Source organism: Streptomyces sp. NPDC047042, from assembly GCF_040644035.1.
Taxonomy (GTDB): domain Bacteria; phylum Actinomycetota; class Actinomycetes; order Streptomycetales; family Streptomycetaceae; genus Streptomyces.
Genome location: NZ_JBEYVP010000023.1, coordinates 126,131 through 152,387 on the forward strand (window position 1 = coordinate 126,131; position 26,257 = coordinate 152,387).

Genomic DNA, 26,257 nt, shown 5'->3' on the forward strand with positions numbered 1-26,257 from the left:
GACCCCCATCTCACTTCTCAGCGCAACGCGCTCTTCTCCTGCCACTCGCTCCACGACAGGTTCCACGCCCCGAAGCCGTTGCCCGGCGCGACCACGCCCTTGGTGTCCTTGCCGGTGATCTCGAACGGGTCGCCCGGCCGCACCTGCCCGTAGAACCAGGCGGCGTTCGCGTCGCTCATGCCTATGCAGCCGGAACTGTGGTTGGTGTTGCCGAAGTAGCGGGCGTTCCACGGCGCGGCGTGCGCGTACATGCCGGACCAGGTCAGCCGCATCGAGTAGTCGACCATCTTGTTGTAGGCGTTGGCGAGGCCCACCGTCTCGGAGTTCATGTTGATCGTGCCCTCCTTGGCCATGAGGACGGCGGTTCCGCGCCAGGAGCGCCGGTCGCCGCCGGGTGTGCCGCCGGAGACCGGTATCCGCCGGACCGTCTCGCCGTCGCGTACGAGGGCGAGTTGATGCCGGTCGAGGTCGACCTTGACGATCTGCCGGGCGCCGACCGTGAAGGCGGTCGAGTAGTCGCGTACGAACCAGCCGCCGTCCTTGCCGGAGTCGGTGCCGTTCAGCTCGGCGTTCAGGGTGACCTTGGTGCCGGGTTTCCAGTAGGTCCTGGGCCGCCAGTCGACCCTGTCCCTGCCCGACCAGTCGGTTATCCAGCCCCAGGAGCCCTCGGTGCCGTCGGAGGTGGTGATGCTGAGCTGCTTCTCGACCTCGGCGCGGTTGCCGACCGGGTTGTCGAACACCAGGGAGATCGGCTGGGCGACCCCGACGGTGGCGCCGGCGCCCGGCCGCCAGTCGACCTTGTTGACCTTGTCCGCCCCGGCCGTGGTGAAGGCCGTCTTGGTGCTCTTGGCGGTTCCGGCGGCGCTGCGGGTCGCCGCAGTCACCGCGTACGCCGTGCCGGGGACGGCCTTGCGGTCCGAGACCCAGGACCGCCCGTCGGCGGCGGCCCTGCCGGTCAGCCGGTGGCCTTCCGCGTCGGTGACGGTCACCGAGGTGAGTGTGCCGCCGGTGGCCGTGACCCGTACGGGCTCGCCCGCCGCGACCTGCTGCCCCCTGGGTGTGACGGTGACCGTGACAGGACGGTCGGCGCCGCCCGAAGTCCCCTTGCCGCCCGGGGAGTTGCCCGCAGCGCTGTCCCCGGCGCTGGGGGAGGCCCCCGACGAGCAGGCCGCGAGCGGTGCCAGCAGAGCGGCCACGAGGACGGCTCGGACGTAGGTGCGTGTGTGCGTGCGAGTGCATGTGCGTGTGCGTGACAACGGGACCTCCGGCAAGGACGGAAACCTGGTGGGTGAGGGGGCGATGTGGTGACTGTAGAGCCGGAAAACCCGAGGTCAGCCGCTGTGGAGCCATGTGACGGCGACTGGTGAGGAACGGTCATCGTCCGGTCACATTCGCCGCGCGGAGCGGTCATGGACCGCTGTGAACCTCCTTTGTGTCCCCGCGAACCGCCCGGGGAGAAGGAGAGGTTCAGACTGTGTCAGCGCTGCTTGTGACGCCCAGCCGTGTGCCCCACGCACAGCACCACCCGGGCGTGTCCCTGCGAACCATCACCGCGGCGACCTACCGCGCCTTCCTCGCCTCGCCGGCGGGCGTGGCCCTCGGGGCGGGTTTCCTCCAGTGCCCGTCCTGGGCCGACGTCAAGGAGGGCTGGCGTGCCCAACTGCTCGGCTGGGGGCCCGACCCGGCGGCCGGCCGGCTGACCGGTGTCGCCCTGGTGCTGCTGCGGCAACTCCCGGGCACCCGGCGGTACTTCGCCTATCTCCCCGAAGGTCCCGTCGCCGACTGGACCGACCCCGACATCGACGGCTGGCTGGGCCCGCTGCTCGAACACCTCCGCCGCGCGGGCGTGTTCGCCGTACGCGTCGGCCCCTCACCCGCGTACCGGCGCTGGGACGCGGCGCTGCTCAAGCCGCTCACCGGGCCGGGCCGGCGCCTGGGTGACGTCCTCGCCAGTGAGGTCGACCCGCTCGGCACGGCCGTCGCCGAACGGCTGCGGGGCCGGGGCTGGCGCCGCTGCGGTGGCGACGGGACCGGGCAGGACGGGGACGCCCAGCCGCGGTACGTCTTCCAGGTGCCGCTCGCCGGACGCACCACCGAGGACCTGTGGACCGGGCTCAACCAGGAATGGCGCCGCAATGTCCGCCGAGCCCGGAAGGAGGGCGTGGAGGTGGTCGTGGGCAGCGCGGCCGACCTCCCCGAGTTCCACCGGCTCCTCGGCGTCACCGAGCGACGCGACGGCTTCCGCCTCGGCCGCTCGCTCGCCTACTACGAGCGTCAGTACGCGGCGCTCAACGCGGAGGAACCGGGCCGCATGAAGCTGTACCTCGCCCGGCACCGGGGCGAGATCCTGGCCGCCCACACGATGATCACGGTGGGCCGCCGGGTCTGGTACCAGACCGGCGCCTCGGCCGACCACCGCCGCGAGGTCCGCCCCTCCAACGCCCTCCAGTGGCGCATGCTGCTGGACGCCCACGCGCTGGGCGCCGACGTCTACGACATGCGCGGGGTGCCGTCCACCCTCGACCCCGAGGAGCGCGCGCACGGCCTGCTGCGGTGGAAGCTCGGCACGGGCGGCCAGGTCGTGGAAACGCTGGGCGAATGGGAGAAACCGCTGCCCGGCAGCACCAACCACGCCCTGTACCGCGCCTTCCAGACCTACCTGAACCGCCGATGAGCCGACCGGCGGGACCGCCGCCCTCGTCGCTGCAACTGCCGACGCGGCCACAGTCGTCCTCCCCTTCGCCCTGCTCACCCGGACACGGACCCCCCACCCGACCACGTAAGACCACCTGACCACCTGACCACCGAGGGAGAACCCCCCATGCCCCGCGTGCTCCTCATCGAGGACGACCCCTCCGTACGTGAAGGGGTCGAGCTCGGTCTGCGTCGGCGCGGTCACGAGGTACGGGCCGCCGCGACCGGCGAGGCCGGACTCGCCGCGATGGCCGAGTTCCGCCCCGACCTGCTGCTGCTCGACCTGATGCTGCCCGGCATGAACGGCGTACAGGTGTGCCGGCAGGTTCGCGACCGCAGCCAGTTGCCGATCATCATGCTCACCGCGCGCAGCGACGACTTCGACGTGGTCATCGGCCTGGAGGCCGGCGCCGACGACTACATCGTCAAGCCCGCCCGCCCCGAGGTGATCGAGGCCCGGATCAGGGCCGTACTGCGCCGCCTGGACGACAGCGGTCCGGGGCGCCCGGCCATCGAGGTGTACGGCGAACTCACCATCGACCGGGGCGGGTTGACCGTCACCAAGGCCGGCCGGCCGCTGGCCCTGGCGCCCTCCGAGCTGAAGCTCCTGCTGCATCTGTCCGCCGCCCCCGAGCAGGTGTTCAGCAGGCAGCAACTGCTGGAGCACGTCTGGGACCACAGCTACCACGCCGACGCCCGGCTGGTCGACGCGTGCGTGGCGCGGCTGCGCGGCAAGATCGAGGACGAGGTCGGCAGCCCCCGCTACGTCCAGACGCTGCGCGGCTTCGGCTACCGCTTCGGACCGCTGTGAGAACCGGCGGCAGTGGCGCCGAGCGCCTGCGGGCCACGGCGTTCGGGCTGCGTACGCGACTCATGCTCGCCTTCCTGCTGGTCGCCGCCGTCAGCGCCGGTACGACGGCCGCGCTGACCTACCGCGAGGCCCGCAACGCGATCCTGCAGACCGCCCAGGACACGGCGGTCAGGTCGTTCCGCGAGGATGTGCAGCAGTCGGCCTTCGCGCTGCCCGTACTGGGCGGACCCGACCTGGAGGAGGTCCTGCGGGACATCGCCCGCAAGGGCAAGCCCCGCCCCTGGGTGGTGTTCGCCGAGTACGGGTCGGTCCGCGCCTCCTCGGGCGAGAACCCCGTCTCCACCGTCATCACCCCCGAACTGCGCCGCGCCGCGCACGCCAACCCCCGTGGCGGCTTCGAGCGGGTCGTCAAGGACGGCGTGCCCTACCTGACCATCGCCATGCCCATGGTCTTCAAGGCGAGCCCGGACAGCGAACTGCCCAGCGGGCTCGTGCTGTACGCCGTCATGCGGATGACCGACGAACAGGTCAACGTCGACGCCCTCCTCCTGGCCGCTCGGGACGGCGCCCTGCCCGGCCTCGCCGTCGCGCTCGTCCCCGGCCTGATCGCGGCACGCAGCGTGCTGCGCCCGGTGCGGAAGCTGCGTGAGGCGGCCCTGAACATGGGCAGCGGCCGGCTCGACACCCGGATCCCGGTGCGCGGCAGTGACGAACTGGCAGCTCTGGCACGTACGTTCAACGAGTCGGCGGCCCAACTCCAGCGATCCGTACGGGAATTGCGCGAGGCCGAGGAACGCGCCCGCCGTTTCGCCTCCGACGTCTCGCACGAACTGCGCACCCCCCTCGCCGGAATGCTCGCCGTCACCGAGGTCCTCGACGAGGACGCCGACAGCCTCGACGCCGACACCGCCCGCGCGGTCCGGCTGGTCAGCGCGGAGACCGGGAAGCTCGCCGTGCTCGTCGAGGACCTGATGGAGATCTCCCGCTTCGACGCCCGCGCCGCCGAACTGAACGCCGACGAGGTCGATGTCGCCGAGGCCATCCGCAAGACCCTCGGCAACCGGCGCTGGACCGACGAGCGGGTCCGCACCGAACTCCCCGACGGCATCCGGGCCAGACTCGACCCGCGCCGCTTCGATGTCGTCCTCGCCAACCTCGTCGGCAACGCCCTGCGGCACGGCGACGCGCCCGTCACCGTACGGCTGCGCACCGAGAGCCGCGCCCCCGGTACGGCCGTGCTGATCACCGACGTCATCGACAGCGGACCCGGCATCCGGCCCGAGGCGCTCCCGCACATCTTCGACCGCTTCTACAAGGCGGACGCGGCCCGCACCCGCTCGGCGGGCAGCGGCCTGGGCCTGGCGATCACCCTGGAGAACGTGAAGCTGCACGGCGGAACCATCCACGCCGGGAACCGGCCCGGGGGCGGTGCCGTCTTCGCCGTCGAGATCCCGCTGCACACGGAGGAGGCCCGCGGATGAGACGTACGCGCGGGCGCCGCCGTACGCCGGTCGCGGCCACCTTGGCCCTCGTGGCCGCCGTACCGCTGCTCGGCGGCTGCGGTATCCAGCCGACCGATGTCGTCGAGGCGGGCGGACCCGCCAGCTTCCAGGCCTTTCTCGACCGCGACTACGACATGCTGGTCTTCTTCCGCGCCTCCGACGGCGAAGTGGTCCCCGTGATCCGCACGACGAAGCCCGCGCCGGTGTTCCCCACCAGTTACGACCTGCCGGGCTCCGGCGACCGGAGTTCCGCCGACCTGACCGGACCGGTACCGACGGAGCAGGCCCTCGCGGCCCTGCTCGCGGGCCCGAGGAAGGAGGACCGGGCAGCCGGCCTGACCACCGCCCTCCCCACCGCCACCCCCGGCCGGCCCGTCGTAACCCTCCCCTCACCCGGCCGCGTGAAGACCCACCTGCCCTTCCCCCTGGCAGACCTGGACAGCACCGCCCTACGCCAACTGACCTGCACGATCGCCTACAGCCAGGACGCCGACGGCCGGACGGCGGTGGAACTGACGGGCCAGGACGGAACATCGAGATCCACCACATGCCCACTGTCCCCCGACCGGACCCCCACCGACTGAGCGTCTTCCGACCGAGCGGTTCCCGACCGAGCGGCTCCCGGCCGGGTCACCCCCGGCCGAGCGGCCCCCGGCCGGGTCCCCACCGGCCGAGCGGCTCAGGCCCACTGGCCCCCGGCCGGGTCCCCTCCGACTGAGCGGCCTTTGACTGAGCGGCCTCCGACTGAGCGGCTCCCGGTCGAGTGGCTTCCGGCCGGGTCGCCACTGGCCGAGTGGCCTCCGGTCGGGTGGCCTCGGGTCGGGTGGCCTCGGGTCGGGTGGCTTCGGGTCGGGTGGCTTCGGGTCGGGTGGCTTCGGGTTGGGTGGCTTCCGGCCGGGTGGCCTCGGGCCGGGTGGCTTCCGGTCGGGTGGCCTCGGGCCGGGTGGCTTCCGGTCGGGTGGCCTCGGGCCGGGTGGCTTCCGGTCGGGTGGCCTCGGGCCGGGTGGCCTCCGGTCGAGTGGCCTCCGGCCGGGTGGCTCCCGGTCGGGTCGCCACTGGCCGAGTGGCTCCCGGTCGGGTCGCCACTGGCCGAGTGGCTCCCGGTCGGGTCGCCACTGGCCGAGTGGCCTCGGGCCGGGTGGCCTCCGGTCGGGTGGCTTCGGGCCGGGTGGCTTCCGGCCGGGTCGCCACCGGCCGAGTGGCCTCCGGCCGAGTGGCTCCCGGTCGAGTGGCTGCCGGCCGAGCGGCTCCCGGCCGAGGCGGCGGCGTCGCGGCCGCCGTCAGCCCACCGTCCACTTCTGGCTTGTCGCGCCCGTGCCCGTCAGTTGGACGATCGCCGCTCCCGTCGTCGTCGCGTTGTTCAGTACGCCGAGGTTCAGGCCGCTGTGCACGGCCACCAGCATGTAGACGCTGCCGGTGTAGCTGCCGACCAGGTCGAAGAAGAACTGCTGGTTGGTGCCGCCGTTGCAGGTCCACTGGATGAGCTGGCGGTTCTCTGCGGTCGACTTGCTGGGGACGTCCAGGCACAGCCCGCTGTTGACGTTCTTCAGCGTGTATATGTTCGACGAGACCTTGGTGAGCGTCCACCGCTGGTCCGCCCCGCCCGTGCCGGTCGCCTGGACGATGTTGGCGTTGCTGGCGGTCGAGGCGCCGGTGACGTCGAGGAGCATGGAGCTGCCCGAGTTCGTCAGGGTGTGGGCCGCCGCGCTCGGCACCCCGCTGTTCGGCGTCCAGGTGCCGGCCTCGACGTCCAGGGACCAGGTCGGGTACTGGCCGAGGTTCACCGTCGTACCGCTGATGGTCAGCGGCAGCCAGATCAGCTGGGACGCGCCGAGGTCGGAGGCGTTCCAGCGGTCGCCCGCGTAGATGTACGTCGTACCGGAGGTGCCGGCCACCGTGATGATGTTGGCGGTCTGGCTGCCGTACGTCCTGGTGCCCGGGGCGGCGAAGTTGCGCATCGGCGCCCAGGTGCCGCTGACGGAGGTGGCGGTGGAGTAGACGTTGTCGTTGAGGCTCCAGCCGGTCAGGTGCGAGGCGAGCAGATAGTAGATCCCGTTGGCCTTGACCATCGCGGGCGACTCGAAGCTGTTGGCACCGCCGCCGCTGCCGAGGATGGCGACCGTGCTGAGCGGGGTGAGGTAGTCGCTCGAGAGCAGGTCGATGCGCAGGCCGTTGTTGCGGTCCTCGGTCAGCAGGTAGGCGGTGCCGTCGGTGTCCTGGAACAGGCCGATGTCACGGCTGAGCTGGCCGAGCGGACGCGAGCTGCCCCGGTAGTCGTAGGGGCCGCAGGGGGTGCTGCTGGTGGCGACACCGACCTTGGCCTCGGAGTAGTTCGAGCTGTCGATGTGGACGTACATCACGTACTTCTGGGTTCCGGCGTTGTAGATCACCTTCGGCCGCTCGACCACGCGGGACGGCCCGAGGTCGCCGCTTGCCTGGAGGGGCAGCGCGTCGCCCCGGTACGTCCAGTTCGCGAGGTCGGTGGAGCTGTAGCAGGCGATGGCGCGGAAGGACGTGTCGGACGAGGTCTCGCCCGTCTTGTTCTCGCCGAAGCCGTACCAGGTGTCGCCGACCTTGATGATGCCCATGCCGTGCAGCTGCAGGGCGTTGCCGCTGGTGTCGGTGCGCGCGGCGCCGGTCGTGAAGGTCACGGGGGTGGCCGCCCGGGCCGCCGGGGCGGGTATCAGGAGGGCCGCGAGAGCCGACAGCAGCGTGAGGAGCAGGACGGGGGCACCGCGCCGTCGTCTGCGGCCCGGGCCGGTGTTGGCGCTGTCGCTTCGGTCGGTAGACGTTCCCTGCAACATGCTTCTCCGCCTCTTCGTCGAGGTCCCGCGCATATGTCCGCCGTTCGGCGGGGTTAATGACAACTGTCGGCAGATGCCCTGTCAAGAGATCGACGTTGGATTCTGTTTCTTTTTATTGACTTTGGACTGATCCATTGACCTGCCCGAAGGTCGGCGCGTAGAACATCACCTGCAGTCGTCATGGTTTGTTACTGGTCGGTTTTGTTTGAATGGCGAGGTGGGCACCCCATGGAAGCTCCCGCATCACCCGGGAACCTGTCACGGCGCGGGATCCTCAAGGGGGCGGCTGTCACCGCGGGGGGCGCGGTCCTCGGCCTCGGCGGCGCGTCCGTGGCCCGGGCGGCGGACGCGTCGATCACGGCGACCTCGCCGAACGGCGCGAACCGGATCACCATGTCCCTGGTCGGCGGGGCGCTCCAGTGGTCGGTGAAGCGCGGCGCCGCGACCGTCCTCAACTCCTCGGCGCTGGGCCTGGTGCTGAGCAACGGCACCGCACTGGGCACGGGCAACGTGTCGGTGACCAACTACCAGCACTGGACCAAGGACAGCACCTGGACCCCGGTCTTCGGCCGCAACGCGACCGTCCGCGACCACTACCAGGAGATGCGCTGGAACCTCCGGGACGGCACCAGCGGCGTCAACTTCTCCGTCCAACTGCGCGCCTACGACACCGGCGTGGCCCTGCGCTACGTCCTGCTCGACACCGGCAGCGCCACCATCGCCGACGAGCTGACCACCTTCGTCTTCCCCGACAGCACCTCGGTGTACGCGGCCCGCGACGAGGCCGCCTACAGCCCGACCGCGCCGGACGCCATCCCGCTCACCGGCACCTCGAGCACCGACAACGGCAACCTCAGCGACCTGCCCCTGCTGGTCACCCTGGGCAGCGGCCCGTACGCCACCCTCTGCGAGGCCTCCCGGGTCAACTACCCCAGATCGATGGTCAGTTCGGTCACCGGCACTGGCTCCGGCGCCGCCAACACGCTCAAGACGTACCTGATGAAGAAGCCGGCCCGCTCCTCCGGCACGGCACAGAACACGTCCACCGTGACCACGCCGTTCGCCACCCCGTGGCGGGTGCTGGTGCTCGGCGACGAGGCGGGCGAGCTGATCGACAACGCCGAGCTGGTGCTCAACCTGGCCCCGCCCTGCGCCCTGCCGGACACCTCCTGGATCAGGCCGGGCAAGGTGTTCCGCTGCGAACTGACCACCGCCGCAGGCCTCGAGGGCGTGGACTTCGCCGTCGCCCGCAACCTCCAGTACATCGAGTACGACGCCGGCTGGTACGGCCCCGAGTTCACCACGCCGGACGCCACCACCCCGATCGCGGCCATCGACCTGCCCACGGTGATCGACCACGCCACGACATCCGGCGTCGGAGTCTTCCTCTACGTCAACCGCATAGCCCTGACGGACCCGGACACCCTGTTCGCCCTCTACAAGAGCTGGGGCGTGGCCGGCATCAAACTCGGCTTCATCAACGACGGCACCCAGGCCATGACCAACCAGATCATCAGCTGGGCGAAGGCCGCCGCCAAGTACGAGCTGCTCATCGACATGCACGACGACGTCCGCTCCTGGGGCTACGAGCGCACGTACCCCAACTGGATCAGCCTGGAGGGCGTCCGGGGCAACGAGCAGTTCCCCACCGCCACCAACAACATCCTGCTGCCCTTCGCCCGCAACGTCGGCGGCCCGATGGACTACACCATCTGCTACGGCCAGTCGCGCGACCAGACCACCAACAACCACCAGCTGGCGATGGCCGCCGTCTACTACCAGCCGCTCAACTTCCTCTACTGGTACTCGAAGCCCTCCGCCTACGCGACCACCGCCAACTGGCCGGGCCTCGCCTTCTTCGACGCCGTCCCCACCACCTGGGACCAGAGCACCACGGTCGCCGCGTCCCTCGGCGAGTACGTCGCCGTGGCCCGCCGCAGCGGCTCCACCTGGTTCCTCGGCGCGATGAACAACGAGACCGCGCGCACGGTCCCGGTCCCGCTGTCCTTCCTCGACAGCGGTACGTCGTACACGGCGACGATCTACGCCGACGGCACGGCCGCCAGCAGCCCGCACGGCACGCCCACGGTCGTCAGCACCCGGACGGTCACCTCGACCACCACCCTCAACGTGGCGATGACGAGCGCGGGCGGCCAGGCGGTGATCCTCACGCCGGTGAGCTGACTCCCCGGCAGGGGGGACGGGCGGGGCGCGGGAGCCCGGGGGGCGTGGGCTCACGCGGGTGTGCCGGGCTCAGCGCACCGGGAAGCCGAACACGTAACCCTGCTCCTTGAGCTTGGGGAGGATCAGGCGCAGGGCCTCGACGGTCTGGGAGCGGTCGCCTCCGGCGTCGTGGAAGAGGAGCGTCGGGCCGTTCGGCAGCTCCCGTTCGACGGTGGTGACGATGGCGTCCGTGCCCGGCCGCTCGAAGTCCTTGGTGTCCACGTTCCAGCCCAGCGGGCGCATGCCACGGGAGGCGGCCAGCTTGCGGCTGTAGGGGGTGAAGGCGCCGCCGGGCGCGCGGTAGTACATCGGCCGTACGCCGCCTGACGCCTTGGTGATCATGCGTTCGGCGTCGAGGATCTGCTGCGACTGGTAGGCCTCGGACTTCTTGTCCATGGTGGTGTCGTGCGACACCGAGTGGTCGCACAGCCGGTGCCCGGCCGCGACGACCTGCTTGACGAGGTCGGGGTGGGCCTCGGCCTGGGTGCCCACCATGCAGAAGGTGGCCTTCACCCCGAACTCCCGCAGCACGTCGAGTACTTGGGGGGTCCACTCGGGGTCGGGGCCGTCGTCGACGGTGATGTTGACGCCGCGCGCGCCCTTGTCCGAGGCGTGCACGATGGTCACCGCGACCGGCTTGACGACACTGGCCGGCTTGGCCGAGGTGGCCGTCTTCGGCGCGGAGCCGCCGGTGGAACCGGCCTGCGCGGTCCACACCGAGGCGCCGGTGGCGAGCAGCGTCACCCCGAGTGCCGCGCCGAGTACCTTGCCGTACCAGCCCCGCCCGCCGTTGTGCCGCGCCATGTCCGCCCCGCTCTCCCGCAGTTCCGCCCAATTACCTGGTCATCTCGCGACCAACCTGTTTGACGGAGAAAGGAGCCCGGGGGATGCGTCCGTTACGGATCAAGGACAATTCCGATGGGGTTCCCGGACAACTGAGCGAACGGGGCCTGGCGAAGTGCTGCGATGTTCGGTCAGGACATGGCGATCTCCAGCCAGGGGCTCATCATGATTCCGGACGCGCCGCGCTCCTCCTTGTCCAGTGCCGCCTGCGCGGCTCCCAGGTCCTGGCCCGGACCCTGCCAGAACGCGTACGGCCCGCCCTCGTGCTCGGGCGGGATCAGTGCCCAGTACTGGTAGTGGCTCAGGGTGAGATAGACGCGCTTGTTGATGTAGTCCAGCACCACCTTGACGTTGTGCTCCCAGTCGCTTCCCGTGCCGGTGTACTCGGCGAAGCCGCGGGGGGCCGTGGCCGCGTTCTGCACCGAGGAGCCCGCGCCGGACTGCGAGTGGGCGGTGTAGTGGGCGTGCAGCGACTGGGCGTGCGCGGGAACGGCCGCGGGGTCGAACTGGTTGTCGGGGAGCCTGCCGTAGTCGTCCTGGTGCCAGCTGCGCAGTGTTCCGGGCGCGCTGGGGCTCTTGACGCGGTCCGCCTGCTGCGCCGGGGTCCGCTCGTCGATCACCGGTTGCCGCTGTCCCGGCTCCGGTGCCTCCAACTGGTAGCGCACGTCGAAGATGAGGTTGAACAGCGGGCGCGGAAGCATCTCCGTGGCCTGCTTCAGCGTGAGCTTCGTCAGGGGCAGGTTCGCCCCACCCCGTGAGTGGTTCTGGAGCCTCGGCTGCTCCTGAGGGGCTCCCCCGGGGGCGGTGACGATTTTGCCGAGTGACTGGCCGGTCTTCTCCCTCATCTTGTTGTCGTCTCCCCAGTACGGTTCCGTCTGCGCGGAGAGGGATGTGTGGTGGTAGCCGGTTTCCTTGACGTTCGGCGCCGTCGCGTACCGGGTGGTCGCGTTCGGCACCGGAACCATGGCGCCCGGCCCGTCCGGGTGGTCCGGCGGGTTGTAGGCGGAGACGTAGGTCTCCTGAGCCTCCAGCAGGGTGTTCACCTCGCCGACGAGCACGGTGGTCAGCCGGAGGGCCTCCGGCACAGTGAGGGTGCCCTTCTTGAGCCCTGTCCTGATCTTTTTGAGATCTGCCGGGAACGTGACCCCGCCGTCGATCTCCAGGGCGCGGCTCACCTCGTCCTGCACGGCGATGAACAGATACTGCATGAGCTGGTTCGCGGTGAGTGTCTGTTCGGTGGCGTCCACTCCCTGCATGTACATGCGCGGAGTGATCTTGACGATCCGCTGCACGGCAGCCGGTCCACCGGCCCCCGCCCGCGCACCCGAACCGGGACCGGCACCGGGACCGGGGTCGTACGCCTCTGTCGTGCGCCCCGCCATGACGCGCCGCGCGGTGGCATCGGCCTCCCGTTCGAACCGGTCGGCGGGGTCGGAGACCTTCAGACTGGCCCCGTTGTCGGTCCCGGCGACGGGGCCCCGGCGTTGCTGGATCACATGGACGAGCTCATGGGCCAGGGTGTGCCGGTCCGCGCCGCCCTCTCCGATGACGACGTGACTGCCCGAGGTGTACGCCCGTGCGCCCACCTCGGCCGCGGAGGACCGGGCTGCCGGGTCGCTGTGGATGCGCACGTCGGAGAAGTCGGCGCCGAGCCTGGCCTCCATGTCGACACGGGTGGCCTCGTCCAGGGGACGCCCAGGGGCACGCAGCACGTCATGGACGGCGGAACGCTGCACCTCGGGCCGCTCGTGCCCGCAGCCGTCCTCGTGCCGGTGCCGCTCCTCCCACAGCTGTCCGGCCTGGCGCAGCATCTGCACCACGGCCCGGTTCCCGGCAGCCGCCTGCAGAGCCGTGAGACTCCCCGGAGCCGCCCGCGGTCCGGCGGGCTGCCGGGCCGGTGCTCGGCTCGTGTCGGCGCCGGTCGTCCTCGCCCTGCTGCGGTCGTGCACGCGGTCCCCATCCGACGGCGGAATTCGACTCGCTCCTGGATACAGGGCGGGCGGGTGCCCCCACCAGAGGCGTCAGGGCAGCGCAGGGGGCGCGGCGGCTACTCCGGCCTGCCCTCGGGGAAGGTGACCGTGGCCGTCCACACGCGGAAGCGGGCCCCTCCCCGGAGAAGGAAGGAGCCCGCCCAGGGCGACGCGCGCGCCGCTTACTCCGTGCGCAGTCCCTCCGGGCGCATCATCCGCAGCAGTGGCGGCACGCTCAGCAGGGTGACCACGGCCACCACCCCCGCTCCCACGCCCGTCATGGTCAGGACGCTCGGCCAGTCCATCGCCACCGGGGTTCGGGTCATCTTCAGCAGCACCGCGCCGAGGGTGACACCCACCGTCGTGGCCAGGAGGAGGCCCAGGCCGACCGGGAGGGCCGTCTGCCACAGCACCGACAGGCTCAGTGTGCGGCGCCGGGTGCCGAAGGCGACCAGCGCGGAGAGCAGCTTCCTGCGCTCGCGCAGCTGCTCCAGCTGGGAGACGAGCAGACTCGCGCCGATCAGCGCCAGCACGAAGGCGGAGCCGACGAACAGGCCGGTGCGCAGGGAGGCGTATTTGTCGTTCACCTGGGTCGCCGACCAGCTGAAGTCCCGTGCCAGCGGGTCGATCCGGGCGAGGGTGTTGCGTACGTACTCCCGCGCGTCCGGCACCGACGGGTCGAGCCGCAGGTAGACGCCGTCCGAGTACAACGCGGGCGCTGCCTTGGCGGGCAGGGCGGCCGGGGTCACCAGCAGACTGTTGGCCTTCTGCAGTGAGTCCTCGCGCGCCTCCACCACCCGCACACTCGCCGGAACGGTCCAGGGCACCTCGAGGCCGCGTTCGGTGGCGTCGCTGTACGAGGGGTTGATGTAGAGGCGCCGGCCGGGCTTGACGAGGGCTATCTCCTCGGCGTTGCTGGGGTCTTCGTAGAAGCTCCTGGTGCTCGTGACGAACACGTCGCCGTCCTTGCAGGAGGGCAGGGTGGCGAGTTCACGCAGGACGGTGCAACTGCCCACGGTCAGGCCGTTCTCGTTCTCCGGGTCCAGGGCGACGGTCGCGTAGGACGCGACGGCCGGAGCCACCGCGGCCCGTACCCCCTTGGTGTCGGCGAACTCCCGGTCGACACTGGAGTTTTGCTTGGGGTTGCTGAAGTTGACCTGCATCTGGACCCGGTTCGGGTCCTGGCCGGTCTCCTTGGTGTACTGGCTCTGCGTTCCCGTGAACAGCATCTGCAGGGCGATGGCCCCGGCCACGGCGACGGCGATGCCGTTGACCATGCGCGCGGCGGTCCCGCTGCTCAACTGCAGCCGTCGTACCGCCAGTTGCCAGGACAGCGCACCCTTGCCGAGGCGGCCGACGACCGCCTCCACGGCCCACGGGAGCAGCGCGGTGATGCCGATCAGCAGCAGCAGTACGCCGCCTATGACGAGGTACTGGTTGAAGTCGCCGTTCTTGCGGCCCTTGCCGATCATCGGGTAGAGCATCGCGAGGCCCGCCACGGGCGGCAGCAGCCGCCACCACAGCCTGCGGGCACGCTGCTTGGCCGCGCGCACGACGCCCAGCGGTTCCACGACCACGCCGCGCAGCGCGAGCAGTGTGACGAGTACGGCGGCGACCGGGACCGCCACCGCCACCAGCGCGGCGAGGGCGGGGGAGGGGTCGAGGTAGCTGGGCCAGACGCTCACGCCCAGCACCTCGGTGGTGCCCAGCGTGTGACGGCCGAGAAGGAAGAAGCCGGTACCGACGACCAGCCCGAGCACGGCTCCGGCGAGCGCCTCGCCCGCCGCGATCCGCCGCGTCATGTGGCTGTCCGAGCCGACCAGCCGCAGCGCGGCGAGCCGGCGGTCGCGGCGCTCGCCGCCGAAGCGGACGGCGGCGGCGATGAACACGGCGACCGGGGTCAGCAGCATCACGAACACGACCAGGACCATGAGCAGCAGCACCGGGTCGGTCTTCTCGGACGGCGCGTCCGGGGGGCCGTACGCGGACAGCCGGTGCACGTCGGCGAAGGGGGTGAGCCGCAGCCCCGAGGCGCCCGCGTAGTAGGCCAGTTCGTGGGAGCCGACGAGTCCGCTCTCCCCGATCGTGCCGGTGATCTTGTAGGGCAGCCGCTCCCGCAGCAGCTTGGCGCTGTCGGAGGCGAGCAGGTCCTTGAGGGCGGGGGAGACCACCATCTCGCCCTTGCCGGGGAAGCTGTCGAGCCCCGGGGGCAGCGGCGCCCGCTTGCCCTCGGGCTCGAGGAGCCGGCCGCGGATGTCGTCGTCGCGCCAGGTGGTGTCGGTCAGGGCGGTCAGGAAGGTGTTGTCGGCCTTCGGCGGGGCCTCGTCGGAGTACGTGTAGTCGAAGCGGGAGTTCTCCACCCTGTCGCGGGCGGCGAACACATTGGGCAGGGCGGTGCACAGCAGGAGCAGTGCCACGCCGAGGCCGACGCCTACGGCGGTGAGCGTCACCCGGACCCAGCCCTCACGTCCGCCGGTGACCGCGAAGTGGACCCCCATGCCGAGGTCCCTGGCCCATTGGCGAGGACTCATACGGCGCGCTCCATGTCACGGGACTGACCGTCGCGGACGACGACCTCGCGGTCGGCGTAGGCGGCCACGCGTGCCTCGTGGGTGACGAGGACGACGGCCGCGTTGGTCGAACGGGCCGCCTCCGTCAGCAGTTCCATCACGCGTTCGCCGTTGTAGGAGTCGAGCGCGCCGGTGGGTTCGTCCGCGAACAGCAGACGCGGCCCGGTGACCAGGGAGCGGGCCACGGCGACGCGCTGGCCCTGGCCGCCGGAGACCTCGCCGGGACGCTTGGCCTGGAGGTCGTCGACCTCCAGGCGCTCCATCCAGCCGAGCGCGGTCTTCTCGGCGTCCTTGCGGGAGGTGCCGTTCAGCCGCAGCGGCAGGGCGACGTTCTCCACACAGGTCAGCTCGGGCACCAACTGGCCGAACTGGAACACGAACCCGAACTCGGAGCGGCGCAGCGCGCTGCGCTGGGCGTCGCTCATCGTCGTCAGCTCACGCCCGTAGTAGACGATCGACCCGGAGTCGGGCTGCACGATGCCGGCGAGGCAGTGCAGCAACGTCGACTTGCCGGACCCGGAGGGGCCCATGATGGCGACGACCTCGCCGGGGTGGATGGAGAACCGGGCGCCGTCCAGCGCGTTGGTCGGGCCGTACGCCTTGCGCAGGTCGTGCGCGCTGAGCAGCGAACCGGGGGGAGAAGGGGGAGAAGTCGTCATCGGGTCACGGCCTCACGGAGTTTGTCGAGTCGGGCGGCGGTCAGCTCGAGCCAGCGCAGGTCGGCTTCGAGGTGGAACAGGGCGTGGTCGCAGATCAGTTGGTCCGCCAGGTCGCCCTTGCGCTTGCGGTCGGTGAAGATCCGCATGCTGCGCAGATGCTCGGAGCGCTGGGTGTCGAGGACCTCGGCGGCGTCGCGCCGGGTGAGCAGGGCGAGGACGACCTTGGTGTAGAGGGTCGACTGGAGGTACTCCTCCGGCTTCTCCGGGGTCGCCAGCCACTGCTCCACGTCGGTGACTCCGGCGCCGGTGATCGCGTAGCGCTTGCGCTCGGGACCGCCGCTCGCCTCGATCCCGTCGACCTCGACGAGACCGTTCTTCAGCAGGCGGGACATCGTCGAGTAGACCTGGCCGTAGTGCAGCGGCCGGTCATGACCGAATTTCTCGTCGAAGGCCCGCTTGAGGTCGTAGCCGTGACACGGCCCGGCCTCGAGGAGCCCTAAAAGGGTGTGACCGATGGACATGCCCCGCACTCTACACACCGTGTATACGTCGTGTGTATACGCGGGGTGCATACATGGGGTGCACGCGTGAGGGACCTTGGTGGCGGGCGGGGCCGTAAGAGCCTCGTCAAAGGTGTGCGGGACGGCGTAAGGGACTCGTCAACGGCGGCTGATTCCGGCCACGGGCGGGGTTTGCTCGACCTGTCCGATTCTCTTCCGGACCTCTTCCGAACCTCTTCCAGTCCTAGGAGCTCGCGATGGCCGACCTGGCCTTCGTCGTCACCACGATCGCGGTGTTCGCGCTGGTGGCTCTCGCCGCCAAGGGGGTGACGAAGCTGTGACCGCCGAGAACATCGTCGGCCTCGTCGTGGCCGTCGCCCTGCTGGGCTATCTCGTCCTCGCCCTGATCTTCCCGGAGAGGTTCTGAGCACTGCCATGGGTCCCGTACTCGCCGGCGTACTCCAGCTGCTCGCCCTGATCGCGGCACTGGCACTCGCCTACATCCCCCTCGGCAACTACATGGCCAGGGTCTACTCCGCCGACAGGCACTGGCGTGTCGAGAAGTGGATCTACAAGGGCATCGGCGCCGACCCGGACACGGAGATGCGCTGGCCCGCGTACCTGCGCGGTGTCCTCGCCTTCTCGGCCGTCGGCGTCCTGTTCCTCTACCTGCTCCAGCGGCTGCAGGGCGTGCTGCCCGGCTCGCTGGGCTTCAGCGCCATCGATCCGGACCAGGCGTTCAACACCGCCGTGTCCTTCGTGACCAACACCAACTGGCAGTCGTACTACGGCGAACAGGCCATGGGCCATGTCGTCCAGACGGCCGGGCTGGCTGTCCAGAACTTCGTCTCGGCGGCGGTGGGTATCGCCGTGGCGGTCGCCCTCGTACGCGGGTTCGCCCGGTCCCGCACCGGTGAACTGGGCAACTTCTGGGCCGACATGGTGCGCGGCGTCACCCGCATCCTGCTCCCCGGCGCCTTCGTCGCCGCGATCGTCCTGGTGGCCTGCGGTGCGATCCAGAACTTCGCCGGGATTCATGAAGTCGGGCAGTTCGTTGGCGGGTCGCAGCAGTGGAACGGGGGTGCGGTCGCCTCGCAGGAGGCCATCAAGGAGTTCGGGACCAACGGTGGCGGCTACTTCAACGCCAACTCCGCGCACCCCTTCGAGAACCCCACCCCCTTCACCAACCTGTTCGAGATCTTCCTGCTGCTGGTGATCCCGTTCGCGCTGACCCGTACGTTCGGCGTGCTGGTCGGAAGCGTGAAGCAGGGGTACGCGATCCTCGCGACGATGGCGACCATCTGGGTCGGCTTCACCGCCCTGATGATGTGGACGGAGTTCGCCCACCACGGCCCCGCGTTCGACATCGCGGGCGGGGCGTACGAGGGCAAGGAGGTGCGCTTCGGCGTCGGCGGTTCGTCGATCTTCGCGGTGTCGACGACGCTGACCTCGACCGGTGCGGTGGACTCGTTCCACTCCTCCTTCACCGGGCTCGGCGGCGGGATCGCCATGCTCGGGATGATGCTGGGCGAGATCGCGCCCGGCGGCACCGGTTCTGGCCTCTACGGCATGCTGATCATGGCGGTCATCGCGGTGTTCATCGCGGGGCTCATGGTCGGCCGTACGCCCGAGTACCTGGGCAAGAAGATCGGCACCCGCGAGATCAAGTTCGCGGCCTGCTACATCCTCATCACCCCGGCCCTCGCCCTCGTCTTCACCGCCGCCGCCATGGCACTGCCGACACCCGGCAACTCGATGACCAACTCCGGCGCGCACGGCTTCTCCGAGATCCTCTACGCGTACACCTCCGCGTCGAACAACAACGGTTCGGCCTTCGCCGGGCTGAACGCGGACACCCAGTGGTTCAACACGACCCTGGGACTGGCGATGGTCCTGGGCCGCTTCCTGCCCATGGTGTTCGTCCTGGCGCTGGCCGGATCGCTCGCCGAACAGCAGCCGATACCCGCCACGGCAGGCACCCTGCGCACCGAGAAGCCGCTGTTCACCGGCCTGTTGGTGGGCGCGATCCTCATCATCACCGGTCTGACCTACTTCCCGGCCCTCGCGCTGGGACCGCTGGCCGAGGGGCTGGCGTCATGACCACCGACGTAGAGAAGCAGGACCCCATGTCCACTCCCACCCTCGCGCCCCACCAGGACGCGCCCACGGCTCACAAGGCCCCCGAGGGCCGTGTCGGCGCGGGCCTGTTCGACCCCAAGCAACTGCTGAAGTCGCTGCCGGACGCCGTCCGCAAGCTCGACCCCCGGGTGATGGTCAAGTCCCCGGTCATGTTCGTGGTGTTGGTCGGTTCCGTGCTGACGACGGTGTTCTCCTTCAAGGACCCGGGCGACTGGTTCGGCTGGACCATCAGCGCCTGGCTCTGGCTGACCGTGATCTTCGCCAACCTGGCGGAGGCGGTCGCCGAGGGCCGTGGCAAGGCGCAGGCCGACACCCTGCGCAAGGCCAAGACCGACACCGTCGCGCGGCGGCTCGCGGCGGACGGGACGACCGAGGAGCAGGTGCCCGGCACCGAACTGCGCATCGGCGACCGGGTCGTGTGCGAGGCCGGCGACATCATCCCCGGGGACGGCGACGTCGTCGAGGGCGTCGCCTCCGTCGACGAGTCGGCCATCACGGGGGAGTCGGCGCCCGTCATCCGCGAGTCCGGCGGCGACCGCAGCGCTGTCACCGGCGGTACGAAGGTGCTGTCCGACCGCATCGTCATCAAGATCACGACGAAGCCCGGCGAGACCTTCATCGACCGCATGATCAGCCTGGTGGAGGGCGCGGCCCGGCAGAAGACGCCCAACGAGATCGCCCTGAACATCCTGCTGGCGTCCCTCACCATCGTCTTCCTGCTCGCCGTCGCCACCCTGCCGCCCTTCGCGGACTACGCGGGTACGCATCTGTCGATGGTCGTGCTGGTCGCGCTGCTGGTGTGCCTCATCCCGACCACGATCGGAGCACTGCTCTCCGCGATCGGCATCGCGGGCATGGACCGGCTGGTGCAGCGCAATGTGCTCGCCATGTCCGGCCGGGCGGTCGAGGCCGCCGGTGACGTCTCGACGCTGCTGCTCGACAAGACGGGCACCATCACCCTCGGCAACCGGCAGGCCGCCGAGTTCGTGCCGGTGGCGGGAACCGGCGAGGCCGAACTGGCCGAACTGGCCGAACTGGCAGAGCTGGCCGACGCGGCCCAGCTGTCGTCGCTGGCCGACGAGACGCCCGAGGGACGGTCCGTCGTCGTACTGGCGAAGGAGAAGTACGGGCTGCGGGAGCGTCACCAGGGCGAGCTCGTCGGCGCCGAGTGGATCGCCTTCACCGCGCAGACCCGGATGTCGGGCGTGGACGTCGACGGCCGGAAGATCCGCAAGGGGGCGGCCGGTTCGGTCGTCGCCTGGGTACGTGAGCGGGGCGGCGAGGTCTCCGAGGACGCCGGCGCGCTCACCGACCGGATCTCGGAAGCGGGCGGCACCCCGCTGCTCGTGGCCGTCGAAGACACCGACGGGGCAAGGGTGTTGGGCGTCATCCACCTCAAGGACGTCGTCAAGGAGGGCATGCGGGAGCGGTTCGACGAGCTGCGCCGCATGGGCATCAAGACCGTCATGATCACCGGCGACAATCCGCTGACCGCCAAGGCGATCGCCGAGGAGGCGGGCGTCGACGACTTCCTCGCGGAGGCCACTCCCGAGGACAAGATGGCCCTCATCAAGCGGGAGCAGGCGGGCGGCAAGCTCGTCGCCATGACAGGCGACGGTACGAACGACGCCCCCGCCCTCGCCCAGGCGGACGTCGGCGTGGCCATGAACACGGGTACGTCGGCCGCGAAGGAGGCCGGCAACATGGTCGACCTCGACTCGAACCCGACGAAGCTGATCGAGATCGTCGAGATCGGCAAGCAACTCCTCATCACCCGGGGCGCGTTGACGACGTTCTCCATCGCCAACGACGTCGCGAAGTACTTCGCGATCATCCCGGCGCTGTTCGCGGCGGTCTACCCGGGCCTGGACAAGCTCAACATCATGAACCTGTCCTCGCCGGACTCCGCGATCCTCTCGGCGGTCATCTTCAACGCGCTGATCATCATCGCGCTGGTGCCGCTGTCCCTGCGGGGTGTGCAGTACCGGCCGGTCAGCGCGGACAAGATGCTGCGCCGCAATCTCACCGTCTACGGCATCGGCGGCCTGGTCGCGCCGTTCGTCGGCATCAAGATCATCGATCTGCTCATCTCCCTGATCCCCGGGATCGGTTAGAGGAATCGGTTAGAGGAACGGTTGGAGATCATGAACAACTCCGTTGTTAACACAGCCCGGTTGCTGGCGGCGGGTCTACGCGCCCTTCTGGTGTTGACCGTGCTCACAGGCATCATCTACCCACTGGCCGTCACAGGTGTGGCGCAGGCACTCTTCCACGACAAGGCGAACGGCTCCGAGATCAAGGCGGACGGCAAGGTCGTCGGCTCCTCGCTCATCGGACAGTCGTACAACCTGCCGCTGAAGAAGGGCCAGGAGACCCCGGCCCCCGACCTGAAGTGGTTCCAGGGCCGCCCGCAGAACGGCCTCGGCAGCAACAGCGTCAACACCCAGTACAAACTGATCCTCTCCGGCGCGACCAACCGCGCCGGCGACAACAAGGACCTGATCGACTGGGTGACCGCCGCCAAGGCCGCCGTGGTCAAGGACAACTCGACGCCCGGACACCCGGTGAAGCCCTCCGAGGTACCCGCGGACGCGGTGACGTCCTCCGGCTCCGGCCTCGACCCGGACATCTCCCCGGCCTACGCGGACCTCCAGGTCCACCGCATCGCCGACCGCAACAACCTGTCCGCCGCCCAGGTCCAGAAACTGGTCGACGACCACACCACGGGCCGCACCCTCGGCTTCATCGGTGAACCGCGGGTCAACGTCCTGGAACTCAACATCGCGCTCAAGGCGCTCCTGGCGAAGAGCTGATGGCGTTACCCGACCCGAGCGGGAGTCGACGGCCCGGTTCCCGGCCACAGCACCGGTGCCGGTCACAACACCGGTACCGGTCACAGCACCGGTGCCGCCGGCTCCCACCGCCGCGTACGACACGAAAGGCGCGCCCATGACACGGGTGCTGGTGGTGGAGGACGACCCACAACTCGTGCGGGCCCTCGTCATCAATCTCCAGGCACGCCACTACGCCGTCGACGCGGCCCCCGACGGCGCCACCGCGCTACGGCTCGCCGCCGCCCGCCAACCCGACGTCGTGATGCTCGACCTGGGCCTGCCCGACATGGACGGCGTCGACGTCATCAGAGGCCTGCGCGGCTGGACCCGCGTACCGATCCTTGTACTGTCCGCCCGCCGGGCGTCGGAGGAGAAGGTCGCCGCGCTGGACGCGGGCGCCGACGACTACGTAACGAAGCCGTTCGGCATGGACGAACTGCTCGCCCGGCTACGGGCCGCCGTACGCCGCACCGAGGACGCGCCGCTCACCTCGGGCACACCCCTCATCCAGACGGCGGGCTTCACCATCGACCTGCGGGCCAGAAAAGTGCACCGGGACGGCCACGACGTACGCCTCACCCCCACCGAATGGCACCTGCTGGAAATCCTGGTCACCAGCCCCGGCCGGCTGATCACGCAGAAACACCTGCTCCAGGAGGTCTGGGGCGCCTCCCAGAGCAACAAGACCAACTACCTGCGGGTCTACATGGCCCAACTCCGCAGAAAACTGGAAGCGGACCCTGCCCATCCCCGGTATCTCATCACCGAGCCGGGGATGGGCTACAGGTTCGAAGGATGAACGGGGCTTCAGCCCTGGCAGGTCGGGCTCAGCTCAGGTCGGGCTCAGGTCGGGCTCAGCTCAGGTCGGTCAGGGCGCGGGCGGCGTAGAGGGCGCCGAGGGACGCGGCGAGGGCGCCGAGCAGAAGCCGTAGGGCCGGTTCGGGCAGGCGGGGCTGGAGGCGGGCGCCGAGGTAGCCGCCGATCAGGCCGCCGGTGCCGCAGGCGAGGCCGAGCCACCAGTCGGGGGCGACGTCTCCCGGGGCCACGAGCGACAGCAGCGCGTAGGCGGCGGCGCCGACGAGGGACGTGGCGAAGGTCGCGGCGAGCGCGGCCGGGGCGACGCGTGCGACGGGCATACCGCGTCCGACGAGGATCGGGCCGAGCAGGGAGCCACCGCCGATGCCGTAGACGCCGCCGATGACGCCGACCACGAGGGCGAGCCCGGTGAGTCTGCGCGGCGGCAACTCGTCCCGGGGCGAGGGGGTTCGGCGTGCCCGGGTGAACGTACGCAGGCACAGCCAGAGCCCCAACGGCAGCAGCAGACAGGCGATCAGGAGCCGGAAGACGGTCGGGCCGGGCAGAGCGAAGACCCGGATGACGGCACCGAGGACGACACCCGGCAGCGTACCCAGCACCAGTCGCCGGGCGAGATCACCGCGCAGGGCGCCGTCGAGGCGGTAGCGCCACAGGGCGCCGGGTCCGGCGACGACGTTGAACAGCAGATTCGTCGGAGTGACCGTCGGGTTGGGCACCCCGAACACGCTCAACTGAACGGGGAGGAGAAACACCGCCCCGGACACCCCGACCGGAGCGGTCACGGTCGCGATCAGCAGCCCGGCGACGAGCCCGCCCACCAGCGTCCAGTCCATCATCGGCATGTCCATGAACTCCTCTGCCCCGCAGGGCCGTTGATTTTTTGTTGACCCAACTGCCGCTGGTGACACGAGATTTGATGAACGGGAGGGGAGGAAGTTGTGCGAATGCTGTGCGCGGAGATGAAAGACCGTTCGATTGTGCTCCATTTGGTGCGTTGGGGGAGTCCGGAGGCCCGTGAGGCCCCCGGGGCACTGACCACCAGGAGGAACAGAAGTGATCCAAGTCTCGCGCGTGACGGCCGCTGTGACAGCGGCCCTCGCGCTGGCGCTCGCGTCGCCGGGGGCGGCGCAGGCCTCGCCGGAACCGGAGCCGGGGCGGCCGTCCGCTCCCGCGTCCCCGGGACTTCCCGAAGGCTGGCTGACCACCGGCACCGGGAACTCGGCGGAGCTGGTGTGGCGCGCGCCCGAAAAGGTGCCGGTGGGCGATGCCCAGGTCGAATTCCGCAGCGGGGAACGCCTGTTGGGCACCCCCGAACCCGCCCCGGACGGCCGCACCTTCCGGCTGCCGCTCGACGGAGTACGCCTGGGCAGAGCGAGTGACCTGCGGGTCGAGGCCGCGGGCCGCCGCCTGGACGCGGCCGGAGTGAAGGCCGCGGCCCGCGAACGGCGGGGAGCAGCCGAAAGCTCAACGAGCCCGACCCGCCTGTCCCAGGCCGCGACGACCGTGAACAAGGTCGACGACCCGGGCGTGCCCGGCCCCTTCCGCACCACCAGCGGCGAATACACCCTGCCGTCGGTCCAGCTGCCCGGCTACGACACCGACGTGGAGATGAAGGCAGAGGTGGTCGCGCCGGAGGGCGCCACCGGCAGCCGCCCCCTCGCCCTGTTCCTCCACGGTCGTCACGTCTCCTGCTTCAAGGGCGACGACTCGACCCTCGAATGGCCGTGCCCCACCGACTACGAGCCGGTGCCGAGCTACCGCGGCTACCTGCACGACCAGCAACTCCTCGCCTCCCAGGGCTATGTGACGGTCTCCATCTCGGCCAACTCCATCAACGCCCAGGACTGGCAGGCCGCCGACGCCGGCGCCCAGGCCCGCTCCTCCCTCATACGGCTGCACCTGGCCCACTGGGCCGACTGGGCCGCCGACCCGTCCAAGGCCCCCGAGGTCGTACGACGGTCACCCCGCGCCGACCTCGACCGGGTACTCCTGGTCGGCCACTCCCGTGGCGGCGAGGGCGCCGACAGGGCCGCGCTGGACAGCCTCACCCCACCGCCCGTAGACCAGGACGGCTACCACGGCCCGACCCGCTGGAAGATACGCGGAACCGTCCTCATAGGCCCCACGATCTTCGGCCAGAACCCCGCCCCCGACGTGCCGTCCGTGACGATCCTGCCGGGCTGCGACGGAGACGTCATCGATCTCCAGGGCGAGTACTACGTCGACGGCACCCGAGGCGTCAGCCGCGGCAAGGCCCTGCACAGCGCGGTCTACATGACCGGCGCGAACCACAACTACTTCAACAGCGAGTGGACCCCCGGCCAGGCCACCGCACCGGCCGACGACGACTTCCTGTACGGCGGCGACGAGCACGACCCTCTCTGCTCGCCCGGCACGGCCACCCGGCTCACCGCCGAGCAGCAGCAGAAGGCGGGCTCGACGTACATAGCCGCAGCGGCCCGGCTGTTCGTCGCCGGTGACGACAGCGCCCGCCCGCTGCTCGACGGCTCCCCCGCCCGCGCGGCGTCCGCCGGACCCGCCCGCGTCCTCACCCACGCGGTCGGCGCCTCCCGTACGGGGGCGTTCGTCCCCGACTCCTCCGCCAAGGTGACCGGCGGCGGCCGCCTGTGCGCCCAGGTGGACCCGGACCCGAAGATCTCCTGCCTGGACCCCACCCTGAGGACAGCGTCCCCGCACTTCGCCCAGTGGCGCGGAGTGGCACCGGGCAAGGAACCGGACCGCTACGCCCTCGCCATGACGTGGACCCACCCCGGCACCGCGACTGACCTGACCCCGTCCCACCCCGTCTCCCTCTCCGCCGCGAACGCGTTGAGCCTGCGCGTGATCGTCCCGCCGAACAGCACAGGCACCGAGCTGGACGTCGCCCTCAGCGACACCTCCGGCAAGCGGGCGGACCTGGGCAGGGTCACCGTCGACGGAGTGCCGGGCACGTCCCGTACGTCCTCGTACTGGGCGCGCGAGGTCCGAGTCCCGCTGTCCGCCGAGACCCGAAAGCGCATCGACCTCGCCCACACGGCAACCCTGCACCTGACCCCTCGTACCGACTCCGGTACGACATGGCTGGTGGACGCCTACGGCTGGCGCCCGGGCACCCCCGCCGTCGAGCCCGCGAAGCTCGCCCGCGTGGACGTCGGCCGCCTCACAGTCAAGGAGGGCGACTCCGGCTCACGCACCTACCAGGTGCCGGTACGGGTATCGGGCTCGGGCACCGGCGAGGTCCGCCTGTTCGTGGCCGAGCCGGGCAGTGCCGGCCCGGTCGCGCGCACGGTGAAGGTCCGGGCCGGCACGGACATCGACGTACCGGTGACCGTCGAGGGCAACACCCGCTACGGCTCGGACGCGAGGCACGTGGTGGCGGTGAAGGCCGTACGAGGCACGGTGGCAGGCGCGTACGCGGGCGGCGTCACCGCACAGAACGACGACCCCCAACCCACGGTGACGATGACACCCCTCACGGACCAGGTGACGGAGGGCCAGCCCCTGACCTGGCGAATCAGCCTCTCCGAGATCGCCGACAGCGCCATGTGGACGGACCTGGAGATCCTCCCCGTCACCGACGGCACGGAACTCTCCACCAAGGACATCGAGGCGACCTGGCTGGCCACGAACTTCGAGGGCGCGTCCCCGGACCCGGAACGCCCCCTGTCCACGTTGCCGAACGGCGCCCTCCTCATGTCGGAGGTACCGGCGGGCGACCTGAGCATCGACATCTCGATCCCTACGGTCACCGACCAAGTGACCGAGGGCGAGGAGTCGGTACGCCTGCGCTTGTGGACGTACGACCCGACGGGAGAGGGCATCGAGGGCCCGCAATTCACGGGGACGGTGCGAGATGCTGCGTAACTGACGGAGGACTCGTACGGCGCGGGTC

Annotated in this window: 19 protein-coding genes; 11 read left to right on the plus strand and 8 right to left on the minus strand. The window is 70.4% G+C overall.

Features of this window, described 5'->3' with window-relative positions:
* Positions 1-17: 17 nt before the first annotated feature.
* Positions 18-1,196, minus strand: a complete 1,179-nt coding sequence (locus ABZ855_RS26740; protein WP_360810960.1) for an Ig-like domain-containing protein — start codon at positions 1,194-1,196, stop codon at positions 18-20.
* Between the two features lie 335 nt (positions 1,197-1,531).
* On the opposite strand from ABZ855_RS26740, the gene ABZ855_RS26745 reads away from it, so the two are divergent.
* The 4 genes from ABZ855_RS26745 (at position 1,532) to ABZ855_RS26760 (ending at position 5,591) form a co-directional block, all read left to right on the plus strand.
* Entirely contained in the window at positions 1,532-2,674 is a 1,143-nt protein-coding gene (locus tag ABZ855_RS26745; RefSeq protein WP_360810962.1) for a peptidoglycan bridge formation glycyltransferase FemA/FemB family protein, read from the plus strand.
* A 147-nt stretch (positions 2,675-2,821) separates the two neighbouring features.
* Positions 2,822-3,505: a response regulator transcription factor gene (locus tag ABZ855_RS26750; RefSeq protein WP_360810964.1), complete on the plus strand. Its 684-nt coding sequence runs from the start codon at positions 2,822-2,824 to the stop codon at positions 3,503-3,505.
* A gap of 62 nt (positions 3,506-3,567) precedes the next feature.
* Complete coding sequence (locus tag ABZ855_RS26755) at positions 3,568-4,986, plus strand: HAMP domain-containing sensor histidine kinase (RefSeq protein ID WP_360811056.1); 1,419 nt, start codon at positions 3,568-3,570, stop codon at positions 4,984-4,986.
* A complete protein-coding gene (locus ABZ855_RS26760; RefSeq protein ID WP_360810966.1) occupies positions 4,983-5,591 on the plus strand; it encodes a hypothetical protein in 609 nt (202 codons plus the stop codon). Before ABZ855_RS26755 ends, ABZ855_RS26760 begins: the two co-directional genes overlap by 4 nt.
* A gap of 696 nt (positions 5,592-6,287) precedes the next feature.
* Here ABZ855_RS26760 and ABZ855_RS26765 read toward each other — a convergent pair.
* The gene (locus ABZ855_RS26765) at positions 6,288-7,811 is read right to left on the minus strand and encodes an RICIN domain-containing protein (protein ID WP_360810968.1); all 1,524 of its coding nucleotides are present in this window, start codon (positions 7,809-7,811) and stop codon (positions 6,288-6,290) included.
* A gap of 228 nt (positions 7,812-8,039) precedes the next feature.
* Between ABZ855_RS26765 and ABZ855_RS26770 the strand changes: the two genes are divergently transcribed.
* Positions 8,040-9,995 carry a glycoside hydrolase family 97 N-terminal domain-containing protein gene (locus tag ABZ855_RS26770; protein ID WP_360810970.1) on the plus strand — a complete coding sequence of 652 codons (1,956 nt, stop codon included), beginning with the start codon at positions 8,040-8,042 and terminating at the stop codon, positions 9,993-9,995.
* Positions 9,996-10,064: 69 nt separating this feature from the next.
* On the opposite strand, the gene ABZ855_RS26775 is transcribed toward ABZ855_RS26770, so the two are convergent.
* The 5 genes from ABZ855_RS26775 to ABZ855_RS26795 all read right to left on the minus strand — a co-directional run bounded on the left by ABZ855_RS26775 (position 10,065) and on the right by ABZ855_RS26795 (position 16,597).
* A complete protein-coding gene (locus ABZ855_RS26775; RefSeq protein WP_360810972.1) occupies positions 10,065-10,838 on the minus strand; it encodes a polysaccharide deacetylase family protein in 774 nt (257 codons plus the stop codon).
* Positions 10,839-11,008: 170 nt separating this feature from the next.
* Positions 11,009-12,826: a DUF4157 domain-containing protein gene (locus ABZ855_RS26780; RefSeq protein WP_360810974.1), complete on the minus strand. Its 1,818-nt coding sequence runs from the start codon at positions 12,824-12,826 to the stop codon at positions 11,009-11,011.
* A 203-nt stretch (positions 12,827-13,029) separates the two neighbouring features.
* Positions 13,030-15,378 (minus strand): FtsX-like permease family protein, encoded by a 2,349-nt coding sequence (locus tag ABZ855_RS26785; RefSeq protein ID WP_360810975.1) that lies wholly within the window; start codon positions 15,376-15,378, stop codon positions 13,030-13,032.
* The gene (locus ABZ855_RS26790) at positions 15,375-16,076 is read right to left on the minus strand and encodes an ABC transporter ATP-binding protein (RefSeq protein WP_360810977.1); all 702 of its coding nucleotides are present in this window, start codon (positions 16,074-16,076) and stop codon (positions 15,375-15,377) included. The genes ABZ855_RS26785 and ABZ855_RS26790 overlap by 4 nt, the downstream gene beginning before the upstream one ends.
* A complete protein-coding gene (locus ABZ855_RS26795; RefSeq protein WP_360810979.1) occupies positions 16,073-16,597 on the minus strand; it encodes a PadR family transcriptional regulator in 525 nt (174 codons plus the stop codon). Before ABZ855_RS26795 ends, ABZ855_RS26790 begins: the two co-directional genes overlap by 4 nt.
* A gap of 316 nt (positions 16,598-16,913) precedes the next feature.
* On the opposite strand from ABZ855_RS26795, the gene kdpF reads away from it, so the two are divergent.
* The 5 genes from kdpF to ABZ855_RS26820 all read left to right on the plus strand — a co-directional run bounded on the left by kdpF (position 16,914) and on the right by ABZ855_RS26820 (position 22,348).
* Positions 16,914-17,003 (plus strand): K(+)-transporting ATPase subunit F, encoded by a 90-nt coding sequence (gene kdpF, locus ABZ855_RS26800; protein WP_016434100.1) that lies wholly within the window; start codon positions 16,914-16,916, stop codon positions 17,001-17,003.
* An 8-nt stretch (positions 17,004-17,011) separates the two neighbouring features.
* The gene (gene kdpA / locus ABZ855_RS26805) at positions 17,012-18,676 is read left to right on the plus strand and encodes a potassium-transporting ATPase subunit KdpA (protein ID WP_360810982.1); all 1,665 of its coding nucleotides are present in this window, start codon (positions 17,012-17,014) and stop codon (positions 18,674-18,676) included.
* Positions 18,673-20,829, plus strand: coding sequence for a potassium-transporting ATPase subunit KdpB (gene kdpB / locus ABZ855_RS26810; RefSeq protein ID WP_360810984.1), 2,157 nt, complete (start codon positions 18,673-18,675; stop codon positions 20,827-20,829). The genes kdpA and kdpB overlap by 4 nt, the downstream gene beginning before the upstream one ends.
* A 30-nt stretch (positions 20,830-20,859) precedes the next feature.
* Complete coding sequence (locus tag ABZ855_RS26815; protein WP_360810986.1) at positions 20,860-21,528, plus strand: potassium-transporting ATPase subunit C; 669 nt, start codon at positions 20,860-20,862, stop codon at positions 21,526-21,528.
* Positions 21,529-21,664: 136 nt separating this feature from the next.
* Complete coding sequence (locus ABZ855_RS26820; RefSeq protein WP_360810988.1) at positions 21,665-22,348, plus strand: response regulator; 684 nt, start codon at positions 21,665-21,667, stop codon at positions 22,346-22,348.
* Positions 22,349-22,403: 55 nt separating this feature from the next.
* On the opposite strand, the gene ABZ855_RS26825 is transcribed toward ABZ855_RS26820, so the two are convergent.
* Positions 22,404-23,198 carry a sulfite exporter TauE/SafE family protein gene (locus ABZ855_RS26825; RefSeq protein WP_360811058.1) on the minus strand — a complete coding sequence of 265 codons (795 nt, stop codon included), beginning with the start codon at positions 23,196-23,198 and terminating at the stop codon, positions 22,404-22,406.
* A 220-nt stretch (positions 23,199-23,418) separates the two neighbouring features.
* Here ABZ855_RS26825 and ABZ855_RS26830 point away from each other — a divergent pair, with 220 nt between their 5' ends.
* Complete coding sequence (locus ABZ855_RS26830) at positions 23,419-26,229, plus strand: hypothetical protein (RefSeq protein WP_360810990.1); 2,811 nt, start codon at positions 23,419-23,421, stop codon at positions 26,227-26,229.
* The last annotated feature ends 28 nt before the right edge of the window (positions 26,230-26,257 follow it).